Raw genomic sequence first — 15,923 nt, forward strand, 5'->3', positions numbered from 1 at the left:
GCACAGGTCCGCCGCGGACACCGCCAGTCGCACCGGGGCACCTCCCCCGGCGCACGCCCGCCGCGCCCCCGGACGCGCACGGGACCACGGCCACCTCCCCCCGGCGAGGCCCCGGGTGGGCACGCGCCGTGTCCCCCCGCTCCAGAGGTCCCACAGCCCCGCCGGGCTCGCGCAGACCACGAAACCGGAATCCCGCAGCGCCCTCAGGAACCCGGCGGAGACCCGGTCGCCCGTGGCGGCGAAGGACACGACACGCAGCCCCAGCCGCTCGAACGGGAGCAACGCCGCCGACAGCCACAGCCGCGCCTCGTGCTCCGGCAGCGAGTGCGGGGCCCGTCCGAGGCCGGGCGTCCCGCCGACGCCGTGGAGCGCCACGGCGTCCCCCAAGCCCGCGCGCCGGGCCACCCACTCGGCCACGGCGGGATCGTCCAACACGGAGGGTCGGACCAGCGGGCAGAACGGAACGGCACGTTCCCCCAACGCGCGGGCGAGACGCGCGCAGTCCTCCAGCTCGGCGCCGCCGGAGATCCCGTGCAGCGCGACCACGAGTCGTGTACCCACGGACCCCATGGGGCCAGCGCCCCGTGACGGGGACGTGTCCCCGACACGACACCCGCGTGAGCGGCGGGGGAAAGGAACGTACGGCGGGCGGGGTCAGCCCTGTTCGGCGTCGGTGGGCCAGTCGGCGAGGTCGCGGCCGGTGATCCGCTCGTAGGCCTCCACGTAGCGCTGCCGGGTGGCGGCCACCACCTCGGCGGGCAGCGGCGGGGGAGCCACGTCCGAGGCGCGGTCCCACCCCGACTCGGGGGAGGTCAGCCAATCCCGCACGTACTGCTTGTCGAAGGAGGCCTGCGGCCTGCCCGGCTCGTACTCGTCGGCGGGCCAGTAGCGGGAGGAGTCCGGGGTGAGCACCTCGTCGGCCAGCACCAGATCCCCGGTGGAGGAGACGCCGAACTCGAACTTGGTGTCGGCCAGGATCACCCCGCGCTGCCGCGCGTGGTCGGCGGCCCGCTCGTAGACCCGCAGCGTCAGGTCCCGGAGCCGGTCGGCGATGGTCGGGCCCACCGTCTCGGCCACCGCGGCGAAACTGACGTTCTCGTCGTGCTCGCCCAGCTCGGCCTTGGTGGCCGGGGTGAAGATCGGCTCCGGCAGCGCCGAGGCCTCGGTGAGTCCGTCGGGCAACGGCACCCCGCACACGGCGCCGGTGCTGCGGTACTCGCTCAGCCCCGAACCGGTGAGATAGCCCCGGGCCACGCACTCCACGGGCAGCATGTCCAGGTTGCGCACCAGCAACGCCCTGCCGCGCACCTCGGGAGGGATGCGCGGGTCGTCCCCCACGGCGACCAGGTGGTTGTCCACCAGGTCGCCGAGCAGTTCGAGCCAGAACACGGTCATCGCCGTGAGCACCCGCCCCTTGTCCGGCACGGGAGTGCTCAGCACGTGGTCGTAGGCCGACACGCGGTCGGAGGCGACCATCAACAGATGGTTCTCGTCGACCTCGTAGAGCTCACGGACCTTGCCTGCGGCGACCGGACGGTACTCGGAAAGCGCGACCACGGGGGCATTCTGCCTCACCGGAGACGACGTCCTCCCGGGGGGAAGCCACCCGGCCGGGTCACAGGATCGGGGAGGGTGTGTAGGCGGCGGCCTCCGGATACCGTTCGGTGATCCCGTTGATCTCCCCGACGACCTCGCGCACCTGGCTGGAGGCCGCGCCGGTGAACTCCAGCGGATCGGAGACCAGCTGCCCGAGCTGCTCGCGGTCCAGCGGGATCCGCTCGTCGGCGGCCAGCCGGTCCAACAGGTCGTTGCGCTCCAGACCGCGCTCGCGCATGTCCAGCGCCACGGCCACCGCGTGCTCCTTGATCGCCTCGTGGGCGCTCTCCCGGCCGACCCCGGCGCGCACGGCGGCCATGAGCACCTTGGTCGTGGCCAGGAACGGCAGGTAGCGGTCCAGTTCCCGCCCGATCACGGCGGGGAACGCGCCGAACTCGTCCAGCACGGTCAGCAGCGTCTCCAGCAGCCCGTCGAAGGCGAAGAACGCGTCCGGCAACGCCACCCGGCGCACCACCGAGCAGGACACGTCCCCCTCGTTCCACTGGTCCCCGGCCAGCTCCCCGGACATGGAGACGTAGCCGCGCAGCACCACCGCCAGCCCGTTGATCCGCTCGCAGGAGCGGGTGTTCATCTTGTGCGGCATGGCGCTGGAACCGACCTGGCCCGGTTTGAACCCCTCGGTGACCAGCTCGTTGCCCGCCATCAGCCGGATCGTCTTGGCCAGGCTGGACGGGGCGGCCGCCAGCTGCGACAGGGTGGTGAGCACCTCGAAGTCGAGCGAACGCGGATACACCTGCCCCACGCTGCCGAGCACCCGTCCGAAACCGAGGTGACCGGCGACCCTGCGCTCCAGCTGCGCCAGCTTGTCCTCGTCACCGTCGAACAGGTCCAGCGCGTCCTGGGCGGTGCCCACCGGGCCCTTGATGCCGCGCAGCGGGTAGCGCGCCAGCAGTTCCTCCAGCCGGTGGTAGGCCACCAGCAGCTCGTCGGCGGCGGTGGCGAACCGTTTGCCCAGTGTGGTCGCCTGGGCCGCGACGTTGTGCGAACGCCCGGCCATGACGAGCTCGCCGTGCTCGCCGGCCAGCTGCCCGAGCCTGGCCAGCACCGCCACGGTGCGGTCGCGCACGTGCTCCAGGCTGCGCCGGATCTGCAGCTGCTCCACGTTCTCGGTGAGGTCCCGCGAGGTCATGCCCTTGTGCACGTGCTCGTGCCCGGCGAGTTCGTTGAACTCCTCGATGCGGGCCTTGACGTCGTGCCTGGTCACACGTTCCCGCTCGGCGATGGAGTCCAGGTCGACCCGTTCGAGGACCTCCTCGTAGTCCCGCAGCGCCCGCTCCGGGACGTCGACGCCGAGCTCGGACTGCGCCCGCAGCACCGCGAGCCACAGCCTGCGCTCCAGAACCACCTTGTGTCGCGGCGACCAGAGCCGCACCAACTCGGGCGAGGCGTAGCGGCTCGCCAGTGCGTCGGGAATGCTGGGCTTGTCCGTCACGTCCGGCAAGGATACCGGGCCGGGGCGGGGACCTCCCGCCCGCACGAAAACGACTCGGAACCGGCCGGGGGCGTCACCGGTCGTCTCGGCCCGGGGGTGCTCCGCGTCGAAAACCACTGGACCGGCGAACGCGAGAAACCGATCACCGACGGGATGTCCTCTTCCGAAGTCGTGGCGAGGGTGCCGTGGGAGCACGCCGTACGGTTGCTCGCCCGACGATTGTTGGTGGGGACATGGCCCCTCGGGAGTTCGCGCGGCGTGTCACCGTGAACCACGGGATCGATGCGGACCCGGCCGTACCGTTCGTCGGCCTCGACGAGGCCTACGACCTGCTCGACCACACCGAGTGCACGGCGACGGAGCTCGACGCCGAGGTCATCGACGAGGGCCGGCGCATCGCGGCCCGTCCGCACGGGACCACCGATCCTTCCGGCTGACACCGCCGTACGGCCCCCGCCGGGACGTGAACACCACCGCCGAAACCGGTGTCCGACTCCGAAACGGGTGGTGATCCCCGAACGGAACACACCTCCGACGAACAGTCACCCGATCCGCCGCATGGCCCTCCGTTGGCGTGCGGCCACGTTGGATCCGGACTCACGACGTGCCATGAAGCGCAACACGAACGGGGCCACCACCAGCCCACCCAGTGCCCAGAGGCCGAGCATGCCGAACGTCTCCAACCAGGCTCCTTCGGGAACGGAACCTTCCGGAAGCAGCGCGGAACGTGTGCCGTGGCTCAACCAGTACACGGGAAACATCTGCCCGAGCTGTCGAAGCCATTCGGGAAGCGCTGAAGTGGGGAAGAACACACCGGAGATCGAAACGATCCCCAGGATCGGCAACATGACCAAACCGATACTACGGGGATTGTCGGTCAACGAGCCGATGACGGCTCCCACGGGGAGAGTGGCGACCAGCCCGAGAGGCAGTACCCACACCAGCATGAGCCATGTATCCACCTGGTGCAGAGCCAGCACGTCGAGTACGAAGGCCCCGGGAACCAGCAGCACGGCAGTGCTCGCCAACACCGTCCCGGAAACGGTGACGACCTTGCCGAGCAGGTAGGCCAACATCCCGTTCGGAAGAGTGCGGGCCCGCAACAGCGTTCCGTCCTCACGCTCGACGGTCAACGACTGCGCCAACGAAACCATCCCGTTGAAACCGACACTCATGGCGACCAGGCCCGGAAGCAGAAAGGCGCTGATCGAGACGGGCGTTCCGGGAAGCGGATCGTCGCGGGTCCACAGCAACACACCGAGAAGCACACCCGCCCAGCACGCCTGTCCGAACAGATCCTGTGCGTTGGTGAAGGTGTGTCGCAGTTCGGTCAGACCGCGCCGTACTCCCACACGGAAGACGTCGAAGGGAATCCTCACCGCATTACCTCCGCCAATTCACGGACAGCCGTTTCGGTTCGACCTGCCTCGACATCGCGCACCACGCTCAGGTAAATCTCCTCCAGACCGGCCCGGCGCACCTCCAGATCCTCGACGGCTTCGCCGTGTTCGGCGAACAACTCCCGCACGAAACGAGTGGGTTCTGCTGTGACGTGGGTGAAGCGTTGTCCGAACAGCCTCCAGCGCACCTCGGCTTCCGCGGAAACCCGTTCTGATAGCTCTCCGGTGGGAGCATCGGCCACGAGTCGTCCCCCCACGAGTATGAGAACACGATCACCCAGTTTCTCGGCTTCGTCCAGGTCGTGGGTCGTGAGCAGGATCGTCGTTTCGGCTCCGGAGAGATCACGCACGAGTTCGTGGAACTCGTGACGCGCCTGGGGATCGAAACCGGCGGTCGGTTCGTCGAGAAAAAGCAGCTCCGGTTTGCCGACGATCCCGGTCGCCACGTCGAGCCGTCGGCGCTGACCTCCGGAAAGACTGCCTATCCGTTTGTCGGCGTGGTCGTTCAAACCGACGACGTCGATCAGCTCGTCGGTGTTCCACGGCCTGCTCACCTCGGTGGTGGAGTAACGACCGTAGTAGGAACCCAGATGGGTCAGCAGCTCCCTCACCCGCCACTTGTTGTGGTCCCGCCAGGACTGCAACACCACCCCGACTCCGGCGCGCCAGCGCTCGTCCGCCTGTTCCGGGTCCGTTCCCAGGACGCTCACCTCACCCGCCGAACGTTTCCGGAACCCCTCCAAGATCTCGACGACAGTGGTCTTGCCCGCCCCGTTCGGACCCAGCAGAGTGACGACCTCACCACGCCGGACCGTGAAGTCGACCCCACGCAACGCATCGGTCGTGCCGTAGCGCATGCGCAGGTCGCGCACGTCGATCACCGCTTCCTCCCTCGGATTCTTCGAGGGGGCGACTCGTTCCCGTACGGCGTCTCGCGGGGAATTCTGGTACTCAGCCATGCGTCTCCACTATGTCCGCGGCTCTGCGGGCACCACCGCTCTCGGCGATTTCCTCACGTATCGCACGTACCCGCTGGGCGACATGCTCGTCGGTGGACACGTGCAGCACGGCCGCACGTAACGCCTCCGGGGTAAGCGCGGCAGACGAGAGGCTCGTGCCGAGCCCGAGATCCACCACACGCCGCGCCGTGACGAACTGGTCCACCGCCTGCGGGACGACCACCAGCGGGACTCCGTGACTCAGCGCTTCCATCGTGCTGCCCATCCCTCCCGCCGTGACGAAGGCGGAGGTCCAAGGCAGCACCCTCATCTGTGGCACCCACTCGTGAATCTCGACGTTTTCGGGAACCCCCTCGAACTCCCTCTCCTCGAAGGAACGGCCGAGAGCGACCACCACGTGCCGGTCGAGCTCCCGGAACGCCTCGACACAGGTCCGGAAGAAATCAATGCTTCCGTTGTAGACGGAACCGAGCGACACCAACACCACTGGGCGATCGTCCGGAGGAACCCAGTTCCCGTGCACGACGCGTCCCGAAAACATCGGCCCCACGAAAGCGTAATGGTCACCCGGCTCGCCATTGTCCACCTGGAACGATCGAGGCATCGTCACCAGGCAGCGCCGCGGAGTCCTCCCCCGAGGGGGGTACGAGGAGGGATCCACATCGTCCCCCACCACCCCATCCTCGGACTTCACCCCGGGATCCACGGCATCCGCGTCGGGGTACAACACGTGGGTGGGTGAGAGCTGGACCTGCGGCACCCCCCATTCGCCGGCGAGGACCGGGGCGTGTCCCGCCGCGATGTCGTAGAGGACCACATCGGGCAGATCTCCCTCGTAGACGGCGGCGACCTGGGGCAGCGCCGCCTCCCGTTCCTCGTAGAACTTCCGAGCAGCGGCCTCCGCCTCTCCGGGACCGGGCCACCCCCTGCCGAAATCGTCCGCCGGTGGGAACGTGGACTCGTAACACAGCGCGTTGGCACCGGCCTCCTCGACCAGGGGAGCGAAGTCCTCGTTGATCGCATAGGTCACCCGGTGGCCACGTGAGACGAGTTCACTCACCAATCCCAGGGTGGGGTTCACATGTCCGTGCGCGGGTACGGTCATGAACGCCACGTGAAGAGAACGTCGGTGTCCGTTCGGCTGACCGGGGCCACGGTCGAAGGTCTCGGTCACAGGTTCTTCACCCCCCTGCGGCAGCGCCGCCGGCCGCGGCGATGGCGGCCACCATCACCGACCGAACACCGCGGATCGAGAGGCCGACGGCGGAACCGGACCAGTCCCGCTCGGCGATGCGCGCAGCGCGTCGCTCGACCCGTGCCCTGTCCCCACCCACCACAGCGTGTGTGGCACCGGAAGCCCACAACAGCTCCACCAGCAGCGCCGTCCGCTCCTCGGGCTCGTCCCCGTCGACGAGCACCTCCCGAAGACGCTCGGCGAAGGTCTCCACGTGTTTCCCGTAGGCAGGTGGCCAACTCCTCACCCGAGTCACACCGAAGAGACTCATGTCCTCACGACTGATCTTTCCTTTCCGGATCATGCGCTTCAACACGGCATCACGGTCGCTCGCAGCGCTCCGTTGAACGGCCTTCCTCAGTTTCACGGGCTTTTCCGGAAGCCGTGAAAGGGCCTGGTCGAGCACCTCGTCTCCGGTGGTGGAACGATCCACGACGACGATCTCGATCCGTTCGGGAGCCTCCTCCGAGCCGGTGATCTCCACCTTTCCGGAACCGATCAGTTCGAGCATGACGGCGCCCGCGATCGCCGTGTCCCTTTCCGAACCGTTCACCACCGGCCGTCCGGAGCCGTCGCCGAGCAACAGCAACAACAGGTCGTCGGCGATCAGTGCGACGTGATCACCGAGTACGGAATCGGACATCCTCACTCCCCTTCACGGGTCCACATCACCGAACAGCAAGTTCATCGACGAACGGCCGGCGAACAACTGCTCTGCCGCCGCGACCACCTCGGCGGTAGCGGTCTCGTTCAACAGGACCGGCAACCGTTCGAGCCAGTCGACGCTTCCCCCCATGGCGACGGCCCCTCGCACCATGTCGGCCAACGTCGCCGGTGAGTCAGCCACACCGAGCATCTGGGCAGCACAGAACTCACGCGCCCGCCCCACTTCCGACTCCGACGGTGGGTCCGTACTGAGCCCGCTCAGCTCCGCGCGGATCTCGGCGAGGGCCTCGGCGACGCGTCCCCGGGGCAGAGTCGCCCGGACATAGACACGCGCACCGTCCAGGAAGGCGTCCCTTCCCGCGAAAACGCGGTAGCCTTCCCGTCCGTGGCGGATACTGCGTGCTGCCAGCCGGGAACGGAAGTAGCCTCCGGCAACGGCCGTCGCCAGATACCGAGCGGGAGACGAGCTCTCCTCGACGGACTCGGGACGGCACAACAGCACGTGCTCCTCGTCGTGCTCGTGGTCGGACACGGTCACAGGTCCGTTCACCGACGGCACAGGTCGAACGACACGCCTCCCCCCTGCCGTATCCGAGGCCAGCACCTCCTCAACACGTTCCCGGAACGTCTCCGGATCGAGGTCGCCGACGGCGATCAACACCCCGTCACGAAGATCCGTCACGGAATCGAAGAGAGCATCCAGCGTGGGCGAGGTTCCGTCAGGGAACTCCTCACAGCAGGGCTCTTCCAGCCAACGACGACGCAGGAGGTCATCGAGCATCCGGTCGGGTTGGTGCCGGAGGAAATCGGCCCTCCGCCGGACCGAAGTTTCGTCGTAGCCGTCGAAACCCCTGGTGGACAGCGCCTCGTGAAGGAGGCTCAGCCACGCGTCCACCCGTTCGGTGGGAGCGTGCCCCTCGACGTCCAGCCACTGCCCGTCGACGGAGAACACGAGTTCGCCTCCGAACGCTCGCGCCCGTGCCCCCGCACGGACACGCTCCTCCAGCAGCCCCACGAGCCCCTCGACGAGCGACGTGTCCCGCCATCCCGGCAGTCCCAACGGCAGACGCAGTCTGAGTTCCACCACGGGCACGCGGTCGTCGACGATCGCCACCACCCGCGGTCCCCCGTACACCATCTCGTCCCGCCGTTCACCGAGCCGCAGTTCCGGTTGCTCCGCACAGGCGGGAAACTCGCGAACTCCCCCTGCGGTGGCCATCGTCCTCACGGTGGTGCGCGAACGCCCACGCCCGAGCCAGTCAGCGGAAGCCCCCGCAACGTCCCCAGGGGCCGCCGGGAACTCGTCACGCTGTTCCCCCGGTTCGACCACCAGGATTCCCCTGGGGGCAGCCCGCAACGCCCTTGCGGCGTGTGCTACCTCACTCGAAGTTATCGTGGCGAGCTGTTCCGGAAGCTCGTCCACCTGTTCGGCGGCTCCGAAAAGCAGCTCTGAGCGCCCCAACTCACGACAACGGGCCGCCAAGTCGGTCCGAATACGGTGCCTGCGGACGACCGCACTCGACACCGCCCGCTCCACGAGTTCGTCGAGACCGTCTGCGCGGGACCACTCCTCCCACTGTCTTTCGAGCACCCGAGGAACGGATTCCGGAGACACCTCCGGGGGAACCAGGGCAGTGACCACCAGAGGATCGGGGTCCCTGGCATCGAGCGGACCGAAAAAACCACAGCCGGCACTGATGTTCGGGGCATGACCGGTTTCACGTCCGTATCCGTCCAACATGGCCGCCAGCACCATGTGCGTCAGGTAACCGCGCCGGTCCCGTTCCGGATCCGGCAGCGGGTACCCGACAGCAACGGCGGGGGCCCGGACACCGGACTCGTTCCGGGACAACCATCGATCCGCGTCCAGTCGTTCGGAGGAGCACGGCGGCGGGGCCACCGGCCGCGCGGGGATGTCACCGAAGTGCCGTTCGACGAGTCGTAGAACCCTGCTCGGTTCGATGTCACCGACCACGGTCAGTACCGCGTTGGAGGGAGAATAGTGGGTTTCGAAGAACTCCGCGCAGTCATCCACGGTACTGCGGCGCAACCTGCTCAGATCACCATAACCGTCGTGCGCGTTGACGAACGTACGGTACATCGCGGCGGGAAGCAGAGGCCAGGGAAAACCACCGTAAGAACGTCGGGTGACGGCTTCGTCGATCTCTCTTTCTATCCCCTCCAACTGCTCGGCCAGATTCTCCTCGGTGAACGTGGGGGCACGCATCCGATCCGCTTCCGCGAAAAGGGCCTGTTCGAGCGCGCCGAGCGGAACCGTCTGATAGTAGTCGGTATAGTCCTGGTGTGTTGTGCCGTTGGCATACCCACCGAAGCGGTGGACGTGATCGTAGAAACGTCCGTTCGGGAGGTTTGCGCTGCCACGGAACATCAGATGCTCGAACAGGTGCGCGAATCCCTGCCAACCGGGCTCCTCCGCACGGAAACCCACTCCGTAGTGAACAGAGACCGAGGCCCGTGGCGCACCGGGAAGCGCCTCCAACAACACACGCAGCCCGTTGGACAGCGTTTCACGTCGAAGTCCGGACTCTTTCCGCGTCTGGGCCATGACAGAACTCTCACGTCTCACAGATCGATCAGAAAACCGAGGAAGTCGGCGTAGCGTGTCAACTCCTCAGGATTCCGGGCCACATAAGCCGTGTAGTCGTGCAGGTGCAATGCGATTCGCAGACTCGCCATCCGGTTCCACTCCGCACCGAGATCACGGCCGTACCCGCGAAAAAGCGCCTCGATGAGAGGCTGCCAATCCTGTTGGCTGCCGTTGCTGTACCACTTGAGCTCGACCAGTTCCCCGACAACCCAGCCCAGATCGAAGTACCACGGAGCCGTTCCCAGGTCCTCCCCGACCAGCACGTCGGCAGCGGCGTCCGCACCGACCACGACCGACCCCAGCCCCGGGCCTCCGTGCGCGAGGGCACCTTCGTTGTCGGCCAGCACTCGGTCACACCACTCCCGCAGCGTGTCCCAACGTCGAACGCCGAGCTGCCTGCGCAACTCGATCCCGGCCGATGCCGCCCGCGGAACACGGGCACGTCCGGACAACCACTGATCGAGTCGCAACCATCCCCGAGGGGGTTCGGTCACCGATGTCGGAGCCGTACAGGCGTGCAACGCACGCAGCACCCGCCCCAACCCGTACAGAGGGGTCTCCACGTCCCCGTGCACACCGTCTCGCAGCAACCGGGTGGCCAGCGACTCCCATCCGCGCACGCGGTAGAGGCGCGATTTGCCCACCGCCTGGCCGGGAACCAGCCGTACGCCGTCCTCCGAGGCGGATTCAGTGGCGGACTCCGGAAGCGACACGTCCGCCGGACGCAGCGGTGTGGGGGCGAGCGGGCCGGCCTCTCTGCGCCAGACAAAACCCGTGGCGCTCCGGTGTATCACGGTACTCAACAAACCCGTACCGAATTCGGTGAGCGGTTCGTCCTCGGTACACGCAGTCATAAACTCGTCCTGTCCGCGAGAAGGGGAGCCGGATCGGGCGGTGAGCACTCCGTCGCCTCAGCGGCGGCGAGCTCGACACGTCGTTGTTCGACCATTTCCAGCACCTCGAACAAGGTGGGGGGCACCCAGGCGTCGTTTCTGCCCGTCGTCAGACTCGGCCCGGAAACCGGTGGCACCAGTACCGTGTTCTCACGCCGCACCAATGTCTCCCAGTGGTCTCGGAAAGCGGGACTGTCCATCCCTCCCGGCGGCAGCGCGGGAGCCACAGCGACCGGGACGTTCGCGCACTGCGCCGCCAGCAGAGCGGGGCTGTCGGCCAAACCCGACGCGAGGCGCCCCACGAAATGCAATGTGGCGGGATAAACCACGATCGCCTCCGCCCATTCGGCGAGTTCGACGTGTCGCGCCGTTCCCTCGTCCTCGGGCCACTCGTCCCACAGCACCTCGCCGTTCACACGCGACCGGAGAGCCTGAGGGGTCACGAACCGTCGTGCGCTGCGCGTGAGCAGCATCGTGATCCGCAGATCCGGATAGGAGCTGCGCATCCAGTACACCCACATCGGCGTCCCCGTGGCCCACGAGGAGCCGGTGGTCACCAGCAGCAACCGCCGGACACCGAAATCGGGGACCTCCGAGGTCTCCTGTGCCTCGCCCCTCACGTGATCTCCCCGAGCACCGTCTCCGCCTCACCGAGGGCCGCCTGTATGCCGAAGCGGGCACACACACCGGTGAAGTTCAGCACGATCTCGTCGACCCCGGCGTCGTCGAACTCCTCCAGTTGCTCAGCGATCCGTTCCGAGTTCCCGTTGAGGAAGGCACGTCCGGAAAGCAACGCCTCGGCCCTCGAAGTGGGATCGGCGGTGTCCACGTCGATCCCGGAACGGCGCAACATGTCGACGTAGTGGGGCAGCTTCACGTGCTCAGCGTTACTGGCGAGTACCAGCTCCGTGGCGGTCCGCTCGGAACCGGACAACGCCAGCGGGACTATCGCGGCCACACGCGGCACGGGCCTGCCTGCGCGGTCCGCGCCCACCCGTAGCTCGGGCAGCAGCACCTCCTCGATGTAGCGGGCCGGTGTCAACCACGTGATCGCGACATCGGCGATCTCCCCGGCCAGGCGGGCCATCCCCGGACGCAACACTCCCAGACCGATCTCGACCGAGGGACGGGGCAGCGGAGTGAGTCCGTTGTGGCAGGAGAAATAGGTCCCCTCCTGGTCGACGGATCCATCGACCAACAGCCCACGCATGATGTCGACGTACTCCCGGACGGCACCCAGCTGACTACCGTAAGGGGCGTCGCGCAGACCACGTTGCAACGCGGCCGCTCCGGGTCCGTAACCGGCGACCAACGGGTGTCCCGTGGTCATGGCGAGAGTGCGTACCTGCAGCGCGGCCTGGAAGGGGTGTTCGAAGGGCATCAAGGTAACCCCGGTACCGACGGGAATCCGGAATCCCGAAGCGGCCGCCACCGTGAAGGTTTGATGGGGTTCTATCACCGCTCCCTGCCCCTGCCAGAGCCGATACGCTTCACTCCACTGGACGAAGGCCGCCCAGGGAAGCACCTGCTCGGGCCGGGTGGGGGCGAAAGGGATGAGTACGGACAACGTCCTCATGGCTTACGGCTCGCTTCCTAGACGGTCGCACGGTCCGGATCGGTCAGCATCTGGCCGCTGACGAGCTCCGCGTACTCCGTGCAGTCGCGCAACAGATGATCGTGTGAGCCCTGTTCCACGATCCGGCCGGAATCCAGCACGATCACGTGATCGGCGTGCTGGACGGTGGAGATCCGGTGTGCCACCACGAGCACCGCACGATCCGCCGCGAGGCTGTCGACGACCTCGCGCAGTTTCTGCTCGTTCACACTGTCCAGTTGCGACGAGGGTTCATCCAGCAGCACCAACCGCGCGTCGGCCAGCACCGCCCGCGCCAGAGCCAACCGTTGCCGTTGACCACCGGAAAGTTCCGTCACGCCGTCCAGGCGTGTGTCGATTCCGTACGGCAGAGCGGACACTTCCCCGTCCAACCCGACCCTTTCCAGGGCCGACCAGAGCTCCTCCTCGTCGACGGAGCCGTCCTTCCCCAGGACCAGGTTGTTGCGCACCGTGTCGTGCACCAATGTCGCCTCCTGGTCCACATAGGCGACCTGTCTCCGCAACGCGTCCAACGACCAGGCGTCCTGTTCACGCCCGAACACCCGGATCGTCCCCGAGTCCGGCTTCATGAACCGTTCGATCAGTCCGAGCGCCGTGGTCTTGCCGGAACCGGACAAACCGACCATGGCCGTCAGTCCGCGAGCCGGGACCCACAGATCCACCTCACGCAACACGGGACGTTCGTCGTAGGAGAAATTCACGGCCTCGAACCGAACAGCCGGTGTGTCGGCCGAGCAGTCCGGAAGCTCCGTCTCCCCCCGTGTCTCCTCACCGGTGTACTCCACCGGTTTCGCGAACAAGTCATCGAACCTCTTGCGCGCCATCAGGCCGACCTGCAGATTTCCCACCCCGGAAGCCGTCATGATCAGTGGAGCCGTGAGCTGCAGGAGATAAACCAGGAACGAGACGAAGTCGGCCAGTGTCAGCTGGCCACCCACCATACGAGCGCCACCGCCGACCACCACGCTCACCAAGGCGATCTGCTGTCCCAGGTTGATCACCGGGACCATCAGGGATTCCATCCTGGCGGCCGCGATGTCCAACTTCGCGGCCCGTTCGGCCCGTTCCGCCAAACCGTCGGCCACTCTCGACTCGGCACGGCAGGCCTTGATGATCGTCAGGGAGTCCAGGGCCGCCACGAAGTGCCGGGTGAGAGCACCGACCTCCTCCTGGACGGCCACGTACTTGCGCCGCAGTCCGACTACGACCACGGAGATGATCGCCACCGCGATCGCGAAGGCACCGACTGTGACGAGCAGCAGTACCCAGTCCAACAATCCCATGATCACCAAGGTGCCGAGCACGGTGAACACCGCCATCGGCAGCTGAATGGGTCCGATGTCGATGACGGTCTTGAGTCGAACCGCGTCGGCCGTCAGCCTGGTGGCGAGGTTGCCGGACCCCTCCTCCCTGGCGTCAGCCAGACGCAACCCGAACGAGTGCCGCATGGTTCGGGCACGCAACCGGTAGATCAGCCGCAACCCCAGCTTGGACAGCAGGTACGTGGCCCCCGCCCCCGCCGTGGCGGAACCAAAACCGGCCGCGACCAGCACGACGGCCCAACCGGTGAGCTCATCCGCCCGCTGAATCGCCGCGATCAACCGCCCCACGAACAACGGCAGTACCAACGTCGCGACCGCGGACACCGCGGCGAGGAATCCGATCAGCACGACCTGGCCGCGTTTGCCGCGCGCCAGCTCCCGCAAAATCCTCAACCGCGGTTCCTGCTCCTGTGCGTCCATTTCACGCAACTTTCTCGGTAATGTGAGTTACCCGCGTCGGACTGTTCAGGGCGTGGTGGGAGCGAACTCCAGCATCGAGCGGACCTGCGTGACGGGTCCCTCCCAGGTCAACCGCAGTCCCGCCCTCTCGGCCAGCGCCACCAGCTCGGAAACCTCGCGAACCGGAGCGGGCATCGTGGCCCGGATCCACAGTTCCAGGTAGGCATCGTGCATGGGCATGTTGACCTCGGCCAACAACACACGTCCGTGGGGGTTGGCCGCCTCCGCGCAGCGTCGCAGGATCTCGACGGCCTGTTCGTCGCTCCAGTCGGCGAGAATCGCCGAAAGGAGATACACGTCGGCACCGGTGGGCAACGGTTCGAAGAAACTTCCGACGACCGCCTCGCACCTGTCGTCCAGCCTCTGCGCGGAGAATTTTCGGCGTGCGACCTCCACCACGTTCGTCAGGTCCACGAGAGTGCCGCGTAGTCCCGGGTTCCGGAGCGCCAACTCCGCCAACAGCGTTCCGTTGTGGCCCCCCACATCAACCACGCTGTCGACGTCCGACCAGTTGTAGGACTCCAGGATCGTTTCCATGTCCCAGCTCAACCCGGATTCGTCCGCGTGCTGCAGCGCCTCGGCGAACTCCGGGGACTCGTTGACGGCCTCCCAGTATCCGTGTCCGAACGTGGCCACGTGACACGGTTCTCCGGTACGGATCGTGTGTGTCAGACCGATCAACGCCGCATCCGCCCTGCCGAACAGCCCGTCCACGCTGAGATGACGGCGGACGCTTTCCGGGGAATTCTCCAGCAACGGGGTTCCGAGATCGGTGATCCCGTACTGCCCGGAAGCATCGCGACGGAAAAGTCCGATATCCACGAGATAGCGCAGGAGAACGTCCAGAAGTTCCGGTCGTGTACCAGTCCGTTCGGCCATTTCTTCCAGATTTCCGGAACTGGCCGCAACGTGATCGGCCAACCGCAGCGTAGCGGCGGCACGAACAGCCGAAGGGCGCAGCAGGTCGGCCATTCCCATGAGAGTTCGCCCGGCAGTACCGCCATCCATCACCGGATTCCCCATTCGTATCACGACACCGAACATTCGTACGGGTAGGACGTTGTTGGTCCACTTCGTCCAACCCGGGAATGATCCGAAGTGTTCTTACGGGTGGGGCGGGTGTGGTCCGACACCACACCCGCCCCGGTTCATCTGCGGCTGTCAGCAGCCGTTGTTGTAGGTGTCGACGGTGGTTCTACTGGAAACGGCGCTCGCCGAGAAGGACGCGATGCAGGCCGGGCTGGTAGCCGGTGCATCGGTGGCCGCGGTCACGTTCAACTCGTCGGCCTGGCTGTAGGCCTCGTATCCCGCGACCAGTTCCATGATCGCACTGGTTTTCTCCATTTTTCCTCACTTTCACGAGAAAAGAGTCATGTTCCTGTTCGGCGATCTCCCGCCGAAAGTACTTCAGCAGTTGGCCTCGGCGGTGGCCGAAACGCTCGCACCGGAAGCGGCGGAAACGCAGTACCAGGAGCTGGCCGCGCTCGCGGCCGCACTCACGGCGCAGGCGGGAGAGGTGGCGGGGGCGTCCGACGCCGTTGTGACGTTGAGCTCACCCGCATCGGCGTAAGTGTTGTAGTTGGAGACGAGCTCCATGATGGCGGCGCTCTTTTCCATGAGCTTTTCCTTTCCGTTGACGAACTGAACCGAAAACAAGAGGCACGTTTCCGCACCCCTTGCAACCGGTTCAGGTCGATTCTCTCCCGATCCGGCAGCCA

Annotated in this window: 16 protein-coding genes; 1 reads left to right on the forward strand and 15 read right to left on the reverse strand. The window is 66.8% G+C overall.

Going from position 1 to position 15,923, the window contains the following annotated elements; all coding sequences use genetic code 11:
- The 3 genes from CEP50_RS17445 to purB all read right to left on the reverse strand — a co-directional run.
- The coding region (locus CEP50_RS17445; RefSeq protein ID WP_146134838.1) for a hypothetical protein at positions 1-561 on the reverse strand (561 nt) is incomplete at its 3' end.
- Between the two features lie 93 nt (positions 562-654).
- On the reverse strand, positions 655-1,557 hold the full coding sequence (locus CEP50_RS17450) for a phosphoribosylaminoimidazolesuccinocarboxamide synthase (protein WP_106115017.1): 903 nt from the start codon (positions 1,555-1,557) through the stop codon (positions 655-657).
- A 58-nt stretch (positions 1,558-1,615) separates the two neighbouring features.
- Positions 1,616-3,049, reverse strand: a complete 1,434-nt coding sequence (gene purB / locus CEP50_RS17455; protein WP_106115041.1) for an adenylosuccinate lyase — start codon at positions 3,047-3,049, stop codon at positions 1,616-1,618.
- Positions 3,050-3,282: 233 nt separating this feature from the next.
- On the opposite strand from purB, the gene CEP50_RS17460 reads away from it, so the two are divergent.
- Positions 3,283-3,486: a hypothetical protein gene (locus CEP50_RS17460; RefSeq protein WP_106115018.1), complete on the forward strand. Its 204-nt coding sequence runs from the start codon at positions 3,283-3,285 to the stop codon at positions 3,484-3,486.
- A 105-nt stretch (positions 3,487-3,591) separates the two neighbouring features.
- Here the strand turns inward: CEP50_RS17460 and CEP50_RS17465 are convergent, their stop codons facing one another.
- From CEP50_RS17465 to CEP50_RS17520, 12 genes are all read right to left on the reverse strand, one after another.
- Complete coding sequence (locus tag CEP50_RS17465) at positions 3,592-4,428, reverse strand: ABC transporter permease (RefSeq protein ID WP_106115019.1); 837 nt, start codon at positions 4,426-4,428, stop codon at positions 3,592-3,594.
- Complete coding sequence (locus tag CEP50_RS17470; RefSeq protein WP_219905542.1) at positions 4,425-5,306, reverse strand: ABC transporter ATP-binding protein; 882 nt, start codon at positions 5,304-5,306, stop codon at positions 4,425-4,427. The genes CEP50_RS17465 and CEP50_RS17470 overlap by 4 nt, the downstream gene beginning before the upstream one ends.
- Before the next feature lie 94 nt (positions 5,307-5,400).
- On the reverse strand, positions 5,401-6,513 hold the full coding sequence (locus CEP50_RS17475; RefSeq protein ID WP_146134839.1) for a macrolide family glycosyltransferase: 1,113 nt from the start codon (positions 6,511-6,513) through the stop codon (positions 5,401-5,403).
- A 76-nt stretch (positions 6,514-6,589) separates the two neighbouring features.
- On the reverse strand, positions 6,590-7,285 hold the full coding sequence (locus tag CEP50_RS17480; protein ID WP_106115022.1) for a GOLPH3/VPS74 family protein: 696 nt from the start codon (positions 7,283-7,285) through the stop codon (positions 6,590-6,592).
- Positions 7,286-7,297: 12 nt separating this feature from the next.
- Positions 7,298-9,874, reverse strand: a complete 2,577-nt coding sequence (locus tag CEP50_RS17485) for a M16 family metallopeptidase (RefSeq protein ID WP_106115023.1) — start codon at positions 9,872-9,874, stop codon at positions 7,298-7,300.
- 17 nt (positions 9,875-9,891) lie between these two features.
- The gene (locus tag CEP50_RS17490) at positions 9,892-10,719 is read right to left on the reverse strand and encodes a hypothetical protein (RefSeq protein ID WP_146134840.1); all 828 of its coding nucleotides are present in this window, start codon (positions 10,717-10,719) and stop codon (positions 9,892-9,894) included.
- A 47-nt stretch (positions 10,720-10,766) separates the two neighbouring features.
- Positions 10,767-11,429: a flavoprotein gene (locus tag CEP50_RS17495; RefSeq protein WP_106115025.1), complete on the reverse strand. Its 663-nt coding sequence runs from the start codon at positions 11,427-11,429 to the stop codon at positions 10,767-10,769.
- Positions 11,426-12,385 (reverse strand): LLM class flavin-dependent oxidoreductase, encoded by a 960-nt coding sequence (locus tag CEP50_RS17500; protein ID WP_106115026.1) that lies wholly within the window; start codon positions 12,383-12,385, stop codon positions 11,426-11,428. The genes CEP50_RS17495 and CEP50_RS17500 overlap by 4 nt, the downstream gene beginning before the upstream one ends.
- Positions 12,386-12,402: 17 nt before the next feature.
- On the reverse strand, positions 12,403-14,139 hold the full coding sequence (locus tag CEP50_RS17505) for an ABC transporter ATP-binding protein (protein WP_219905540.1): 1,737 nt from the start codon (positions 14,137-14,139) through the stop codon (positions 12,403-12,405).
- Between the two features lie 72 nt (positions 14,140-14,211).
- A complete protein-coding gene (locus tag CEP50_RS17510) occupies positions 14,212-15,213 on the reverse strand; it encodes a methyltransferase (RefSeq protein ID WP_181188437.1) in 1,002 nt (333 codons plus the stop codon).
- 153 nt (positions 15,214-15,366) lie between these two features.
- Positions 15,367-15,549, reverse strand: coding sequence for an LxmA leader domain family RiPP (locus tag CEP50_RS17515; RefSeq protein WP_106115029.1), 183 nt, complete (start codon positions 15,547-15,549; stop codon positions 15,367-15,369).
- A 63-nt stretch (positions 15,550-15,612) separates the two neighbouring features.
- Positions 15,613-15,822, reverse strand: coding sequence for an LxmA leader domain family RiPP (locus CEP50_RS17520; protein ID WP_106115030.1), 210 nt, complete (start codon positions 15,820-15,822; stop codon positions 15,613-15,615).
- Between the last annotated feature and the right edge of the window lie 101 nt (positions 15,823-15,923).

Source organism: Actinopolyspora mortivallis (assembly GCF_003001495.1).
GTDB classification, from domain to species: Bacteria; Actinomycetota; Actinomycetes; order Mycobacteriales; family Pseudonocardiaceae; genus Actinopolyspora; species Actinopolyspora mortivallis_A.

What these genes read in the sequence shown, in the direction of transcription:
- CEP50_RS17470 (WP_219905542.1), bottom strand. Translation starts at nt 5,306, where the DNA reads ATGCGCTACGGCACGACCGATGCGTTGCGTGGGGTCGACTTCACGGTC.
- CEP50_RS17520 (WP_106115030.1), bottom strand. Translation starts at nt 15,822, where the DNA reads ATGGAAAAGAGCGCCGCCATCATGGAGCTCGTCTCCAACTACAACACT.
- CEP50_RS17500 (WP_106115026.1), bottom strand. Translation starts at nt 12,385, where the DNA reads ATGAGGACGTTGTCCGTACTCATCCCTTTCGCCCCCACCCGGCCCGAG.
- CEP50_RS17510 (WP_181188437.1), bottom strand. Translation starts at nt 15,213, where the DNA reads ATGGATGGCGGTACTGCCGGGCGAACTCTCATGGGAATGGCCGACCTG.
- CEP50_RS17485 (WP_106115023.1), bottom strand. Translation starts at nt 9,874, where the DNA reads ATGGCCCAGACGCGGAAAGAGTCCGGACTTCGACGTGAAACGCTGTCC.
- CEP50_RS17460 (WP_106115018.1), top strand. Translation starts at nt 3,283, where the DNA reads ATGGCCCCTCGGGAGTTCGCGCGGCGTGTCACCGTGAACCACGGGATC.
- CEP50_RS17515 (WP_106115029.1), bottom strand. Translation starts at nt 15,549, where the DNA reads ATGGAGAAAACCAGTGCGATCATGGAACTGGTCGCGGGATACGAGGCC.
- CEP50_RS17480 (WP_106115022.1), bottom strand. Translation starts at nt 7,285, where the DNA reads ATGTCCGATTCCGTACTCGGTGATCACGTCGCACTGATCGCCGACGAC.
- CEP50_RS17475 (WP_146134839.1), bottom strand. Translation starts at nt 6,513, where the DNA reads ATGACCGTACCCGCGCACGGACATGTGAACCCCACCCTGGGATTGGTG.